This is a genomic window from Methylocaldum sp. (genome assembly GCF_035627495.1).
Taxonomy (GTDB): Bacteria; Pseudomonadota; Gammaproteobacteria; order Methylococcales; family Methylococcaceae; genus Methylocaldum.
In genome coordinates, this window is record NZ_DASPLO010000150.1 from 1 (window position 1) to 15466 (window position 15466).

16 protein-coding genes are annotated in these 15466 nt (G+C 55.0%); 2 read left to right on the forward strand and 14 right to left on the reverse strand.

Translation table 11 applies throughout. From position 1 onward, the window contains the following. Positions 1-404 precede the first annotated feature (404 nt). Positions 405-821, forward strand: a complete 417-nt coding sequence (locus tag VEB01_RS12145) for a pilin (protein ID WP_324875777.1) — start codon at positions 405-407, stop codon at positions 819-821. Positions 822-918: 97 nt separating this feature from the next. On the opposite strand, the gene VEB01_RS12150 is transcribed toward VEB01_RS12145, so the two are convergent. The 4 genes from VEB01_RS12150 to msrA form a co-directional block, all read right to left on the reverse strand. Continuing rightward, positions 919-1479, reverse strand: a complete 561-nt coding sequence (locus tag VEB01_RS12150) for a response regulator transcription factor (protein WP_324875778.1) — start codon at positions 1477-1479, stop codon at positions 919-921. Beyond that, positions 1476-2801, reverse strand: coding sequence for an ATP-binding protein (locus tag VEB01_RS12155; protein WP_324875780.1), 1326 nt, complete (start codon positions 2799-2801; stop codon positions 1476-1478). The genes VEB01_RS12150 and VEB01_RS12155 overlap by 4 nt, the downstream gene beginning before the upstream one ends. 450 nt (positions 2802-3251) lie before the next feature. Next, positions 3252-4031: a M48 family metallopeptidase gene (locus VEB01_RS12160; RefSeq protein ID WP_324875782.1), complete on the reverse strand. Its 780-nt coding sequence runs from the start codon at positions 4029-4031 to the stop codon at positions 3252-3254. Between the two features lie 56 nt (positions 4032-4087). After that, a complete protein-coding gene (gene msrA, locus VEB01_RS12165; RefSeq protein WP_324875784.1) occupies positions 4088-4750 on the reverse strand; it encodes a peptide-methionine (S)-S-oxide reductase MsrA in 663 nt (220 codons plus the stop codon). 134 nt (positions 4751-4884) lie between these two features. Between msrA and hslO the strand changes: the two genes are divergently transcribed. After that, positions 4885-5754, forward strand: coding sequence for an Hsp33 family molecular chaperone HslO (gene hslO / locus VEB01_RS12170; RefSeq protein WP_324875786.1), 870 nt, complete (start codon positions 4885-4887; stop codon positions 5752-5754). A 92-nt stretch (positions 5755-5846) separates the two neighbouring features. On the opposite strand, the gene VEB01_RS12175 is transcribed toward hslO, so the two are convergent. From VEB01_RS12175 to bioB, 10 genes are all read right to left on the reverse strand, one after another. Then, entirely contained in the window at positions 5847-6713 is an 867-nt protein-coding gene (locus VEB01_RS12175) for a cytochrome c oxidase subunit 3 (protein WP_324875788.1), read from the reverse strand. Between the two features lie 39 nt (positions 6714-6752). Further along, positions 6753-7301: a cytochrome c oxidase assembly protein gene (locus VEB01_RS12180; protein WP_324875790.1), complete on the reverse strand. Its 549-nt coding sequence runs from the start codon at positions 7299-7301 to the stop codon at positions 6753-6755. 163 nt (positions 7302-7464) lie between these two features. Then, complete coding sequence (gene ctaD, locus VEB01_RS12185; RefSeq protein ID WP_324875792.1) at positions 7465-9051, reverse strand: cytochrome c oxidase subunit I; 1587 nt, start codon at positions 9049-9051, stop codon at positions 7465-7467. A 29-nt stretch (positions 9052-9080) separates the two neighbouring features. After that, positions 9081-10202, reverse strand: coding sequence for a cytochrome c oxidase subunit II (gene coxB / locus VEB01_RS12190; RefSeq protein WP_324875794.1), 1122 nt, complete (start codon positions 10200-10202; stop codon positions 9081-9083). A 42-nt stretch (positions 10203-10244) separates the two neighbouring features. Beyond that, complete coding sequence (locus VEB01_RS12195) at positions 10245-10727, reverse strand: DUF2244 domain-containing protein (protein ID WP_324875795.1); 483 nt, start codon at positions 10725-10727, stop codon at positions 10245-10247. Positions 10728-10836: 109 nt separating this feature from the next. Then, a complete protein-coding gene (bioD, locus tag VEB01_RS12200; RefSeq protein ID WP_324875796.1) occupies positions 10837-11532 on the reverse strand; it encodes a dethiobiotin synthase in 696 nt (231 codons plus the stop codon). 17 nt (positions 11533-11549) lie between these two features. Continuing rightward, positions 11550-12395 carry a malonyl-ACP O-methyltransferase BioC gene (gene bioC, locus VEB01_RS12205; RefSeq protein ID WP_324875918.1) on the reverse strand — a complete coding sequence of 282 codons (846 nt, stop codon included), beginning with the start codon at positions 12393-12395 and terminating at the stop codon, positions 11550-11552. After that, positions 12382-13164 (reverse strand): pimeloyl-ACP methyl ester esterase BioH, encoded by a 783-nt coding sequence (gene bioH / locus VEB01_RS12210; RefSeq protein ID WP_324875799.1) that lies wholly within the window; start codon positions 13162-13164, stop codon positions 12382-12384. The genes bioC and bioH overlap by 14 nt, the downstream gene beginning before the upstream one ends. Further along, complete coding sequence (gene bioF / locus VEB01_RS12215; RefSeq protein WP_324875800.1) at positions 13161-14396, reverse strand: 8-amino-7-oxononanoate synthase; 1236 nt, start codon at positions 14394-14396, stop codon at positions 13161-13163. The genes bioH and bioF overlap by 4 nt, the downstream gene beginning before the upstream one ends. Positions 14397-14432: 36 nt before the next feature. Further along, the gene (bioB, locus tag VEB01_RS12220; RefSeq protein WP_324875801.1) at positions 14433-15449 is read right to left on the reverse strand and encodes a biotin synthase BioB; all 1017 of its coding nucleotides are present in this window, start codon (positions 15447-15449) and stop codon (positions 14433-14435) included. Positions 15450-15466: the final 17 nt, after the last annotated feature.

The window sequence follows — 15466 nt, forward strand, 5'->3', positions numbered from 1 at the left end:
GCGGCACTGGCGAAAACTCAATGGCATTCCCCGCTTGGCTCAGGTTATCGAGGGAGTCGTGTTCAAGGACGGAGTTCGGGAAGACGCCGAGAAAATCGCCGCCTGAGTCCGCCCCGTACACAAAATTTGACCATTACTCTAAATTCAACACTGACGCTCAGCGTCACAATCTGCCTCAATAGCCGCGCTTCTTACGAATTTAGTGCTTGTCTTGCCCCTGCTAATTCCGGAGTCGCCTGTTATTAAACGCGACGCTGAGCCGAGAAAATCCTGATTTTTTATAATTCTACTAGACTTTTTGTTCGACTATTCCTTCTCGGGAACTCCAAAAGGGATTAGGCACGCCGTTTGCGTATCTCTCGCTGCAAACACTCTGTTTGGTTTTTTTACAATCGAGGTAAGAAATGAAAACGATACAAAAGGGTTTCACACTGATCGAATTGATGATTGTGGTCGCAATCATCGGTATTCTGGCCGCCGTAGCGATACCTGCCTATCAGGACTACACCGTTAGAGCCAAGGTCTCTGAACTCATTTTAGCGGCAAGTGCCGTCAAGACTGCGATTACCGAAAATTCTCAAAATGCAGGCGCACTGGCCGCAACCGGAATCGCTGCCCCAGCGGCTGCTGGAAAGATCAGTGCCGCGGCGATTACTACCGCTTCAGGTATAATTAATATCGCCAGCGTGAATGCTGAAACAGGAAACACAAATGTAACAGTAACGCTTTCCGGTTCATGGAATGGTTCCGCCTCCACCGTAATGTGGTCGTGTGCTGTAAATCCGTCGAAATATGAGCCAGCGAGCTGCCGCCAAGACTAATTGATGTAATTAGCATCAGTAGTCGAAGAAAAGGGGATCTTGGGATCCCCTTTTTTGTTTCTTTGTGACTAAAGACCGTTGACTTGCAATAGTTGCCTCACTCCCTCACCGGCCGCTTATCCAACTTCCGCTGCAAGGTACGCCGGTGCATCCCGAGAGCTCGCGCCGCGGCGGAGATGTTACCGCCGTGCTCGATCAGGACCTTCTGCAAGTGCTCCCACTCCAAACGCCGTACGGAGAGCGGCTTTTCCTTGATTTCGACAGTTGCATCGCCTTGATCCTTGTGGAGCGCCGCGACGATCTCGTCGGCATCGGCGGGCTTGGTGAGATATTGGATGGCGCCCAGCTTTATGGCTTCGACGGCCGTGGCGATACTAGCGTATCCGGTTAGCACGACGATGCGGGTGTTGGCGTCGAGTTCGTGGAGCCGTCTGACCAAGACCAGCCCCGAATCGTGGCCGATGCGCAAATCGATCACCGCGTATTCGGGCTCCATGTGCTCCGCCAGCGAGACGCCAGCCTCGATGTCCTGAGCGGCGTGCACTTCGAACCCGCGCTTCTCGAGGGCTTGCTTCAAAACCCCGCAGAATGTGGGATCGTCATCGACCAACAATAAACTGGGGGATGGATTTTCAGGTGCGGATTTTGTGCTGTTCATAGGCATTGATTCGGACGCAGCAACGGAAGCTCGATGTGGGTACACGTACCGCCCTCGGCACGAGGCAACATTTCGATTCGACCACCCAGTCGCTCGATAGTGGCAAACGCCAAAAACAGGCCCACACCTAAGCCGTGCTCTTTGGTGGTGATAGGTGCCTTGCCCAGCCGTTGCGAAAGCGTGGGGGCGATACCGGGTCCTTGGTCAAGAATCTCCAAGGTCGCACGCTCAAAGCTCCAGCGGGCACGAAGTTTTATACCTCGGGGGGACACATCGGCGGCATTGTTCAGAATGTTAAGCAGTGCATGGGTTAGCGTATCCTCAGCCAGAATGCACGGCGGAGGCAGAGGTCCGGCCTTTTCGCAGTCCAATTCGGCGTTGAGACGCTGTTTCCGCCAGCTATCCACCGTCTCGTCCAAATAGGTCGTCAACGGCATCACGCGTCCTGATTCCGCTCGAATCTCACCGGCCGAGGCCGACATGACCGAAAGAGCTTTTTTGCAGCGAGTCACCTGCTCCCGCAGGATTTTCATCTTTTCCGACAAATCATCCTGTTTCGCGCCCTCGCACTCGCTTTCTATTTCATGAATGAGAATCGCCATAGTCCCCAACGGAGTACCCATTTCGTGGGCGGCACCGGCCGCCAGGGTACCCAGCGCCACAACTCTTTCGTTGCGCAATGCCTGTTCGCGGGCCTCGGCCAATCGGCGCTCGCGCTCTCTAAGCGTCTTGGCCATCTCCACGACGAAATAGGCCACCAGCACGGCACTAAATACAAAACCGAACCACATGCCGAATGCGTGCAGCTCAATGTCGTGATGCTCCATCAAGGCTTGAACGGCCGGCGAGGCGTCACCTTGCAACATCATGGGCTGAATATCGGGAAGCGGCTGGTAAAAACCGATGAGCACCGTGTAACACCCCGAGGTGAATATCACCATGTACCAGGTGTAAGACTGGGGCAGCACGGTAGCCGCGATAATCAGCGGAAGCAGGAAAAACCAGGCCATGGGATTGGTCGCACCGCCAGTGAAATAAAGAATGGCGGTAATGGCCAGGACGTCGAACGAAAGCTGAACGAACAACTCCATCTCGGCAACCGGCCGGGGATTGCCGAGCCTTAACCATGTCCACCAGTTGAACCCTCCAAGCGCCGTCATGATAGCCGTGAGAGGCACTTCGCGAAGCGGTATCTCCAAACCATAGACGCTGATCAGCACGATTAACGCTTGGCCGGCAATCATCAGATTGCGCAGAACAAACAGCCAGCGGAGGTTCTGGCGGGCGTCGGTTTCCGTGTCCGCCGGAGTGGGAATATTCATTAACGGGTTCGAATTCATGGAGCGGATTGTAAACGGCTGACTTTGTTGGGCGAATGCGACAATTTGTCACATTTTTGAATAGAAAGGTCGCTGCTAGTATAGAACCATAGTTTCTGGCGCTTAAGGAACCAGCGCTATGGCGAGAGCCGACGATCAGATGCTATCTGTAGCTGTGCGCTATAGCCTCCTCGAAGGCAGAAGATTGGTTCTTCTGCCTTTTTTATTTTCCGGAATATTGTTTACTTTTATTACTCAATACAGTTTTAAGCGCGACAATTTGTCACATTTCCTATACAAGTCGCCGTTGATAAAATTTTAGCCACTTGTTAGGAACTGCTCCTAGCAGAGACCAGACGCACGTGTAGTGCTCACAATCCTCCTCTTGACGTGCAGGGACTGATTTCCCTGCACTTTTTTCTTTTAGACGAAAGCGCATTCGCTGCATTCAATTCAACGGCCGCAACGGGGGTTCTTCCCCATCGCCTGTGCGCTCCGATATATTTCCATGGCTTTCGGCATGTTTTGCTTGAGATCCTGCATCCGGGTCGCGTGGGACGGATGGGTTGAAAGGAACTCCACAGGCTGCCCGCCGCCTGCTTGCTCCATATTGATCCAGAGGTCGATGCTCTCCTGAGGGTTAAACCCTGCCCTGGCCATCAACTCCAATCCGAGCAGATCGGCTTCACTCTCCTGTAGCCGGCTGTACGGCAAAAGAACGCCGTATTCGGCACCGAGCCCTAATACCCCCATCATTACCTGCCCGGTTTGACTGGTTGGATTGGTTATGGCTTGGACAGCATTCAGCCCTTGCTGCATGGCAAGCTGCTGCGACATCCGTTCGTTGGAGTGTCGAGAAAGCACGTGCGCGACTTCGTGCGCCACTACAGCGGCGAGTTGATCCTGGTTCCGAGCCACGCGCAGTATGCCGGTATGTACGCCGATTTTGCCGCCTGGCAGCGCGAACGCGTTGGGCGAATCATCCTGAAATACCGCCACCTCCCATTCGCCGCCGATCTCTTTGATCAACGGCCCGGCTACACAGACGACGTATTGATTCGTTTGCGGGCTCTGATCGATCGGCAACTTTTGTTTCATGTTGACAAAAGCCTTGGAGCCCATGAGAGCGACTTGATCTTCCGGCATCATCATAAATTGGGTGCGCCCCAAAGGCGAGGTCGCGCAGGCCGAGAGGATCAATGCAAAAAAAGCAACCAATAGGATTCTTTTCATGGAAACTCGAAAATATTTTGAGGAGAGCCGATCATAGCCAAACGCGTCACGTGCTATCAATCGGTGGCGGCATTTACACCCGTATCAAATTCGCTGGAGCAACTTACTCCCGTCCCGCCTAAACCGCAGTACCCACTAGGATTCTTGGCCAGATACTGCTGGTGATAAGGCTCGGCGTAGTAGAATTCCGGGGCATCTCGGATCTCCGTGGTAATTCGTCCATACCCATTCCGGCTCAGAACAGCCTGATAAGCTTCGCGGGACGCGACGGCCAAGTCTCTCTGTTTTGGCGTGTAAGTGAAAATTACCGAACGGTACTGTGTGCCAATATCGTTGCCCTGACGCATACCTTGTGTCGGGTTGTGAGACTCCCAGAAGATTTTCAGCAATTCTTGAAAACGGATTTTATCCGGCTCATAGACCACACGTACTACCTCGGTGTGTCCGGTCATCCCGCTACAGACTTCGTCATAAGTCGGATTAGGCGTAACTCCTCCGGCGTACCCGACGGCCGTCACATAAACGCTGGGCACCTGCCAATATTTTCGCTCCGCGCCCCAAAAGCATCCAAGTCCGAAGATGGCGATTTCCGCGCCTTCCGGATATGGCGGCTCCATTCTATGCCCATTGACGAAGTGCAACTCCGGAACCGGCATTTTTTCCGCTCGTCCGGGCAGAGCCGAATGATCGTCGGGCAGTGAAAGTTTTTTCGTAAACATGGAATTTACCCTGCGTTGGTCGGTCAATCAGAAGCTGTCACGAATACCGCAGTACGAGCAGAAATTAGTAGACTACGGACTTTCCCGGCTCAGACGGCATGCATTACATTCCTTTTAAGGTTTTGAATTAGACGATGAGTAAATTCGACAGTTTCCAAAGGTTCGTGTTCGAAGATCTCGGAATACGGGGCGAGCTCGTGCGCCTTGACGCAAGCTGGCACGCTGTACTTGAGCGCCATCCTTATCCCCCGGTCGTTCAGAGTCAACTGGGGCAAGCGCTCGTAGCCGTGGTTTTGCTGTCGGCCACCATTAAGTTCAAGGGGTCCCTGATTCTTCAGGCACAGAGCCGCGGGCCGCTACATACCCTGGTCGCGCAGGCAACACACCAGCGAACCATTCGCGGACTCGCCCACTGGCGCGGAGAAGTTGCCGGAGAAACGCTGCCGGACATCTACGGCCCCGGGCATTTGGTGTTGACGGTCCGGAACGAGGATGCCGAGCCCTACCAAGGCATCGTTGCTCTGGAGGGAAGTGATCTGGGTGAAGCCATCCAGACGTATTTTTCACGCTCGGAACAACTGGCGACTCGACTTTGGCTGGCCGCGGATGAACAGCGCGCCGCAGGGCTCCTTATCCAAGAGCTGCCGGGCAAACAACGCGAGGTTGACGATTGGGCGCGCGTTCAATATTTAGCGGATACGGTTACGGAGGCGGAATTGCTGAATCTGCCCGGCCAAGAGCTGTTGTATCGGCTCTTTAACGAAGAAAAGGTACGCCTTTTCGATTCGGAACCGATCTCGTTCCGCTGCGGGTGCTCTCGGGAGCGCATCGAATCCGTCCTGCATACCCTAGGACACCGCGAAATCGAATCCATTTTGGAGCATGAGGATTCTGTCGAGGTTGATTGTGAATTCTGCAACCGCCACTATCATTTTGATCGGGTCGATATCGGCGGATTATTCACCAACGAAATACGACTCTCGCCTCCGGTGACGCGGCAATGATCGCCCCGACAGCCTGTCAGTTTTCAGGGGGATAAACAAAAAGGGCGCTACCCGAAGGAGTAGCGCCCTTTTTGGCAAAAGGCAGCGGCGAGTTACAGCCAGTAGACAAAAATGAAGAGGCCTAACCACACCACGTCAACAAAGTGCCAATACCAAGCGGCAGCCTCAAACGCGAAATGATGTTCCGGGTTGAAATGTCCGCGGATACTCCGGAACAAGACAACCGTAAGGATAATCGCGCCGATGGTCACATGCATACCGTGGAATCCGGTCAGCATGAAGAATGTCGAACCGTAGATCCCGGAGCCTAGCGTCAGACCCATTTCACTGTAGGCTTCGTGATATTCGACCCCTTGCAGGATCACGAACAGGAACCCCAGTACGACCGTAGCGATCAGACCCTTGATCAGTTGTCCGCGATTATTCGCGAGTAAACCCCAATGCGCCCAGGTCACGGTTCCACCGCTGCTCAGAAGGATCAGAGTATTCAGAGCCGGAACGCCCCAGGCACCCATGGGCTCGAACTCACCGCCTACCTGCCCCGGTCCGTTCGTCGGCCAAATCGCCTGAAAACCCTGCCAAAGATCCCCGGTTGCCCCGGCCGCGAAATTGCCCTCGCCGCCCAACCACGGCACCGAGTAAATGCGGGCATAAAAAAGCGCGCCAAAAAATGCGGCAAAAAAGAATACTTCCGAGGTAATGAACCAAATCATCCCCATTCGGAAGGAACCGTCCACCTGCTGGTTGTACAGCCCGGCGACGCTTTCCCTTATCACCGAGCCAAACCAGCCGGCCATCATGAAAATCACGATGCCCGCCCCAAGCACCATTAAAGTTCCACCGATGCTCGATCCGTTAAGGAAATTAGCGAATCCCACGAGCAAAGTCGTCAGGCCGATCGACCCCACGATAGGCCAGCTCGCTTTATGCGGTAGATAGTATGCGTCTTTCGTTGCCATTACGTTCCCCTGCTTTTGAAATTGTTGATCTTTCTCTCGTCAATTCCGGTTCTTTTCAGTGATGTCGAAAAACGTGTAAGACAGCGTCAGATCCTTCACGTTCTCTGGTATGGACGGGTCAATCACAAATCGAACCGGCATTTCCCGCAATTTGTGCGGTTCGAATTCTTGTTCGGAAAAGCAAAAGCACTCTGCCTTGCTCAGGTATTCCGAGGCTGCGCCGGGAGCGATGCTCGGAATGGCTCGCCCGATCATTTTCTTGTCGGTCGTGTTCTCGCCATAGAACTTAACGGTGTAATACTGCCCCGGATGTATCTTCATCTTGCTTTTTTCAGCCCGGAAAGCGAGAGGCATGTTTTCATTAACCGACGTGATGAATTCGATGGTCAGTTCCCGCGACTGATCGGCCACGTAAGCGGCGTCTTCTGCGACCGCTTCCGTTTTCACTTTCCCATTTAGCCCCGTAAGCTCACAGAACACGTTGTACAGCGGCACCATAGCAAAGCCGAAACCGAACATTCCGACAGCCACCAAGACGATCGACCAAATCAGCCGCGTATTGACTTTTCTGTTCTCTGAATTGTTCACTGGCCGGATGATGTAGTAACTACTTTAAGGATCGCACCTACATAGAGCATCAAAGCGATAACCGCGATGACGATCGCCAGCAGTGCATTCTTTTTTCGGATATCCATAGTTTCTTAAATCGAAGTCCCCGCCTTTTAAGACGGGGACTAATTCGCGCAGGTTCCTATTTAATTTCCGGCGCTGTCGTCCAGGTGTGGTAAGGGGGTGGAGACGGCAGTGTCCACTCCAAACCGTGCTCCTGGGCGCCTTCCCAAACTTCGTCGGTAGCTTTCTCGCCGCCGCGAACGGCCTTGATAATCACGTAGACAAAGATCAACTGCGAGAAGCCGAAAACGAAGGCCCCTACGCTCGACCAAGCGTTAAATTCGGCAAACTGGATCGCATAATCCGGAATGCGGCGCGGCATGCCGGCCAGTCCCACGAAGTGCTGCGGGAAGAACAGCAGATTGACCGAGATAGTCGAGAGCCAGAAGTGCAGCTTGCCCAAACGCTCATCGTACATATGGCCGGTCCACTTGGGCAACCAGTAGTAGGTTGCGGCAAAGAGCGCGAATACCGCCCCCGGCACCAGCACGTAATGGAAGTGAGCGACGATGAAATAGGTGTCGTGATACTGCAAATCCACCGGCGAAATAGCCATCATCAAGCCGGTAAAGCCTCCCATCGTGAATAACACCACGAAAGCTATGGCAAATAGCATGGGCGTTTCGAAGGTCATCGCACCTTTCCACATCGTGGAGATCCAGTTAAACACTTTCACTCCCGTGGGCACTGCGATCAACATCGTTGCGTAGGTGAAATACAGCTCTCCGGCGAGCGGCATGCCAACGGTAAACTGATGATGAGCCCATACGATGAAAGACAGGAACCCGATCGAAGCCGTGGCGTAAACCATCGAGCTATAACCGAACAGCGGTTTACGCGCGAAGGTCGGAATGACCATGGAAATCACCCCGAAGGAGGGCAGAATCATGATGTAAACCTCGGGATGCCCGAAGAACCAGAACAGGTGTTGATAAAGCACCGGATCGCCGCCGCCCGCCGCATTGAAAAAGCTGGTGCCGAAGAACTTATCAGTCAGCAACATGGTCACCGCACCTGCAAACACCGGCATAACCGCGATCAAGAGGAAGGCGGTGATCACCCACGTCCACACGAACAACGGCATTTTCATCAGGGTCATGCCGGGTGCTCGCATGTTGAACACGGTGACGATGATATTGATCGATGCCATGATCGATGAAATACCCAGCAAATGGACGGAAAAGATGGCAAAAGGCAAGTGCGCGCCGCCTTGAAGAACCAAGGGCGGATAGAGCGTCCAACCGGCTGCCGGCGCGCCACCTTCCATGAACAGCGTGCTCGCAAGGAGTAGTAAGGCGAAAGGCAGGAGCCAGAAACTCCAGTTGTTCAACCGCGGTAAAGCCATATCCGGCGAACCGATCATGATTGGGATCATCCAGTTCGCCAACCCCGCGAAAGCCGGCATGACCGCACCGAACACCATGACAAGTGCGTGCAGCGTGGTCATTTGGTTAAAAAACATCGGATCCACGAACTGCATGCCGGGCGCGAACAGCTCGGCACGAATGATCAGTGCCATAGCGCCGCCGACCAGAAACATGATCAGAGCCGTCGTCATGTACAAGGTTCCGATATCCTTGTGATTGGTGGTGAACACCCATCTCAGGATCCCCTTGGCGGGACCATGGTCGTGGTGCTCATCATGAGTTGCCGCTGCTGATGACATAGCATTTCACCTCATCTACTGTTAATCGATTAATGTTGCGACTTAATTTCGGACGGCTGAACCATGTCGCCCTTGTTGTTGCCGAAGGCGTTCCGCTGATAAGTCACCACGGCGGCCGTTTCCGCGGGATTGAGCGAGTCGTCGAATGCCGGCATCATCTCCCCTTTGCCTTTCAGCACCACGTTAAGGTGCTCATTGATCGGGCCCGTCGCAACTGGGCTGTTCTTGATCGCAGGGAAAGTTCCCGGAATGCCTTCGCCATTGACCTGGTGACAACCCGCGCAGCTAGAGTTATAAACCTCCTGACCTTTCGCCATCAGTTCGTCCATGGTGAAACTTTTGGTGGCTTCTGCCTTAACCGATTCGGCCTTGGCCTTCTGCTCGGCGACCCATTGCTTGTATTCCTCATTGGTCTTGGCTATTACGACAATAGGCATGAAGGCATGATCGCGACCGCAGAGCTCGGTACATTGACCGCGATAAACGCCCGGCTTCTCGACCTTGGCCCAGCCGTCCGTTACGAAACCGGGAATGGTATCTTTCTTCCACCCGAGATCAGGCACCCACCAGGAGTGGATCACATCGGCACCCGTGAACAGGAAACGGATCTTTTTGTTGACCGGAATGACCAAAGGATTATCGACGTTCAGCAGATAATTGGGGATCGAGGCGGGATCGATATTTGCGCCTAACTGGCGGGCTTCGTTGCTTTTCGCATCCAGCGAACTGAAGAAATCGATGCCTTCATCGAGATATTCATAACGCCATTTCCACTGATAACCGGTGACTTTTACGGTCATGTCCGCGCCACTGGTGTCATAAGCCTTGACCATGACGCTGGTCGCGGGAACGGCCATAACTAGAAGAATGAGGAAAGGAATGACTGTCCAAACGATCTCGAGTTTCGTGTTTTCATGAAACTGCGCCGGGACCACCCCTTTGGATTTCCGGTGATGCATAATGGAGTAAACCATCATTCCGTACACGCCAACGCCGATCGCCACGCAAATCCATAGGATCAACATGTGTAGATCGTAGATGTCGCGGCTGACCTCGGTGACGCCCGGCGTCAAGTTAAGTGTATAGTCGGCATGAGCCTCCCCCCATAACACTAACCCGAAACCAACAAGCAGTCGTCTTATCTTATTCACGGAGCCCTCTCCTCAGTCTTTAAAGAAATGCCTTGTGTTTAATCACTTGCTATCAAACAAAATCTTTCGCAATTCGCCCGCGAGCGCCACACGCTCTGATTCGACCAAAAATCGGCCGATTTCGACTTCTTTTCCGTGGGAGCGAAAAGACAAGCGGCTTGGGTGCCCCTTTATCGGCGCTTTAGCCCAATCGAGTACCACCCATGCACGCTGGAATCGGTAGTTCTGCTCCGGCGTGCCATAATCTCGCTCTAGTAGTACCGAGGTATCCGTAATCGTAATAACTTCGCGAACCCTACAGCTCCTTAACCCGAGCTTGAAGCAATAGGCCAAAAGAACCCATTCTGCTCCGGAAAAAGGCAATACAAGCCAGGCGCCCATTGATGCAAAGCCCCCCGCGATAACGGCCATCACCAAGGCGATACCCAGCATCAAAAATAGCGCCTGCCGGCTGTTCAGGGATGCGTTCGGCTTCAATACGAATCGCTGGCTGCCGGCCCTAGCATCCTGCTCTGACTCGATCATTTGAACCTCCGACCTCGGCTCACTTCATGAGCCAAAGTAGCCACCCTTAAGCGGGTGCAGAGAGAACCAAAACACCTGAAAAATAGGCCTTCAGCCGGCCCAGCTTAAGCTATGAGAATTTAACGTATGAGCTGAGCGCATGCAAGACATTATCCTTTGCCCAAGTAGGGAAAATATCCTGAGCAAACCCCTCTCGTTCATCGTGAAACGGCAAGGCGGTCAGCAACGGCCAATTGAGCGAATTCTCCAAGGTCTCGAGATTTTCGGCTGAAAATAAAAAATCCCGTTCGATCTGATTGGCGATCCAGCCTATACAGCTCACACCGGAATTTTCTATCGCGCGCTGGGTCAACAGGGCATGATTCAAACAGCCGAGACGCAATCCCACCACCAACAGTACCGGCAGACCGAGTACACGGGCTAAATCAGCCACCCGCTGCCGTTCATTCAAAGGGACCTCCCAGCCGCCGACGCCTTCCACCACCACGCAATCGGCAACCTTCGCCACTTCCTCGTAGGCCCGACGGATATGCTGGAGGTCGATTTCTTGGCCTGCCTTTTTGGCGGCGATATGGGGCGAGACCGGCGGCTCGAAAACGAACGGATTGACCTGATTGTAGTCCAACCGGACTGATGCATTTGCCTGAAGCAACAAGGCATCCTCGTTGACCAACCGGCCATCCTGCAAAAATGCTCCGGCAGCCACCGGTTTCATACCCGCCACGCTCAATCCCGCGCCTTTCAACAGACGCATTAAGCCCACGGTTACGATCGTCTTACCAACCCCGGTGTCGGTCCCCGTCACAAAAATACTGCACGCCTTCAAAGACATACCGCGGGACCTCTGGCATAACCGTAAATGGCCTCAAAGGTGGCCTTTATGCCATCGCCGGCCGATTGGCTTTCATAGGCCGCGACCATGCGCTGCAATGCGCCCTTACCCGTCAAATGGCGCGCTCGGTCGATCGTTACGTTGTGAGCTCCCAAGCCTTTCAGCTCGCGCATCAGGTCGTAAACGGAGTTGTATTCCAACCTATTAATCTCACCGCCAACGTCAAACTCTTGAAATCCGGCTTTTCGCAAAGCGGATGTCAGCGCCGTCGAGTCGCCGAACGGATTGACGTGGGAGTAATCGTCGACCGAAGCCCAAGCCGACCGCAGTTCCCGCAGAGTCGTGGGGCCAAACGTACTGAAAAGAACGATGCCGCCCGGCTTCAAAACACGCGCCATCTCGCGAAAAACGGATTCGAAGCCGGAACACCATTGAATCGCCACGTTGGAAAAAACCAAATCTATCGAACCATCCCGAAAAGGCAGCGCCTCCGCATCGCCGCAAACCAATCGCCCCGCTCCTAGCTCGCTGTACCGCGATCGCGCAAAGCGCAGCATGCCCTCGGCGATGTCCAAAGCGACGAGATCGGCCGCTGGATATAAGTCCATCAACCGTGTAGCCAGATACCCGGTTCCCGAACCGACATCCACAATTCGATCCGGAGAGAGGCTCAAGCGCGATAGGCGGGACAGCAGCCTCTCGCCTACCGTCCGTTGCAAATCGGCCAACCCATCGTAACGCTCCGCCGCGGCACTGAAGGAGCGACCGACCAACCGCTTATCGGGACGGCAGTTGGAGTCGATTTCGCCTGTTTGCAGTAAATCAGCGGCCATCATGTCGAGCAATGAAGTTCGTGACCAGCGAAGCGGTCTCGGCAGGATGAGTAATAAACGGCAGATGCGCCGCCCCATCGATCACATGCAACTCGCTTCGAAAGTTCAGCGCTTGCATGGACGCTCCGGCGGCTTTGGGAACCAAACGGTCACGCGCCCCCAAAATAACTAAGCTCGGAATAGTCAAACGACGCAATGCATCGCGCAAATCGGCATGCCGCAGCAGACTCAATCCGCCGCGTAAAGCAGCCTGGTCGGGCGGTTCGCACTCGGTGACCCGCGCAGCAAGCTCTTTGACCAGCAGCCTTGAGTTCTCCATGCCGAACGTTTGCAGGCCAAGGAAACGCCGAATCGTGCCTTCATAATTTCCTTCCAAGTCCGAGGCAAATTGGGCGAGCAGCGCGGGATCGACACCGGGCCAGTCATTCTCGGCTACGAAACGCGCATTTCCGGCCATTATAATCACGCTCTTGGCGCGGCTCGGGCACCGATCCGCGATATGCAGCACGGGCAGAGCCCCCAGCGACCATCCCAACCAATGGGCATGCTCCGGCGCGATCGTCAGCAAGACATCAGCAAGATTGGTTAGGGAAAAGTCGCCGACATCTCCGCTACGCCCATGCCCCGGGAGATCAACCACCGTGACGCGAACCTTTTGGGCCAGCGTCTCCACGAAATCCCGCCAGACTCCGCTGTGCATCCCCCAGCCGTGCACCAGAACCAAATCGTCACCCTGACCAAAGGTTTCCCAGTACAGCCCTCGCTTCCTCATGCCGAACCACTCACGGAAAACGAGTGATCTGCGGCGATCATCAGCTTATTTTGACGCTCATCGATACCAAGCATCTCGGGCGGCAAATTGGCCAGCGCTTCCAAAAGCCTGTCCACCTGAGCCTCGGTATGCTCCGCAGTAAATGTGAATCGCAACCGCGCCGTACCCGCCGGAACCGTAGGCGGTCGAATGGCGGCGACCAGGAAGCCGGCCGACAATAGAACCTCGCTCGCCCGTACGGCATTCTGGTTGTCGCCCACGACAACCGGCTGAATGGGCGTATCGGATTCCATGAGACGCAGCCCCATCTGCATGGCCCCCGCGCGGAAACGATGCACCAAGTAGTTCAACCTATCCCGCCGCCAGGATTCCTCCTGAACCAGGCGCAGACTGGCTCGGGTCGCTTCCGCCACGGCCGCCGGCAATGCCGTCGTGTAAATGTAGGTACGGCCGCGCTGGATTAGGAACTCGATGAGGTCGGCGCTTCCGGCAACGAAAGCGCCGAAAGTGCCGAATGCCTTTCCGAGGGTGCCGACAAGCACCGGCACGTCGTCCTGAGTCAAACCGAACCGCGCCAAGCTGCCTCGCCCGCCGTCGCCAATCACCCCCAAGCCGTGGGCATCGTCGATCACCTGCAGAGCTCCGCACTGCTTGGCCAAATCCGCCAAAGCGGGAACCGGCGCCAAATCGCCATCCATGCTGAAGATCCCGTCGCTCGCTATGAGGCATCGCTTTCCGGCGGAGGCGCCCAGATCGCTCTTCAATCCGGCAGGATCGGAATGAGGATAACGCTTGAGCCGAGCCCCCGAGAGCCGCGCGGCATCGAGCAGTGAAGCATGATTGAGCCGATCCTCAAAAACATAATCGCCGCGCCCTACCAGGGCAGAAATCACGCCGAGATTGGCCATGTAACCGGTGGAAAACAGCAAGGCGCGATCCCTGCCGGTGAACTCGGCCAACTCCTCCTCCAGCGCATGATGGGCACGACCGTGACCACAGACCAGATGGGCCGCACCGGCCCCGACCCCATAACGCTCGGCTCCCTGCCGGAACGCATTAACGACATCCGGGTGATTCGCCAAGCCAAGATAATCGTTGCTGCAGAAGTTGATCAGTTTTCGTCCGTCGACGATTACTTCGACGCCCTGAGGTCCTTCGATAACCCGGCGCCGGCGGTAAAGCCCCCGTCCTTCGAGTTCGTCGAGTTGGCCGCGCAGCCAATTACGCCACATGATTTTCCAGCGACTTTTGCAATTCTGGAAAAATGCTCAAACCTGGTCTACGTATCCGGACATCCGAAGACCCAAGCGCTGGAAAAGCCGCCTATCGTTCTCGGCCGCCGGATTCTCCGTGGTCAAAAGCTTTTCGCCGTAGAAAATGGAATTGGCTCCGGCGAGGAAGCACAGGGCTTGGGTCTCGTCGCTCATGTCCGTGCGCCCGGCGGACAAACGCACCCGCGACTTCGGCATCAGGATGCGCGCCACGGCGACGGTCCGCACGAACACGAAAGAATCCAGTTTGGACAACCCGGCCAGGGGCGTACCTTCGACCTGAACCAGCATATTGATGGGCACGCTCTCGGGATGTTTCGGCAGATTCGCCAATTCCAGGAGCAACTCGGCGCGATCCTTGTCGCTCTCCCCCATCCCGACGATTCCGCCGCAGCACACGCTGATGCCGGCATCGCGTACGCGTTCCAGCGTATCGAGACGATCCTGGTAGGTGCGGGTCGTGATGATCTTGGAGTAATACTCTTCCGAAGTGTCCAGATTGTGGTTGTAATAATCGAGCCCGGACTGCTTAAGCCGTTGCGTCTGGCCATCGGTCAGCATGCCCAAGGTGACGCAGGTTTCCAAACCCAAGGACTTTACGTTCTCGATCATCTCGCAAACCCGCTCGACATCACGGTCTTTCGGGCTGCGCCAAGCCGCTCCCATGCAAAAGCGCGTGGCGCCCTGCGCCTTGGCCGTACGCGCCGCGCTCAGAACGGCATCCAAAGGCATCAGCTCTTCGCGCTTCAGGTCCGTGTCGTGACGGACACTCTGCGGACAGTAGGCGCAGTCTTCCGAACAAGCGCCGGTCTTGATGCTCAAGAGACTGCTGACCTGGACTTCGTTCGGATCGAAATTTTGCCGGTGAACGGTTTGCGCCCGGTAGACAAGATCATTGAACGGCAGGGCGAATAACGCCTCGACCTCATCCAATCGCCAATCGTGGCGCAGCAGACAATCCGCAAAATACTCGTGGGCCGCTAAATCCACCTGGGACTCTTCTGCTATTTTCATGGCTACTCCGGAAAAGA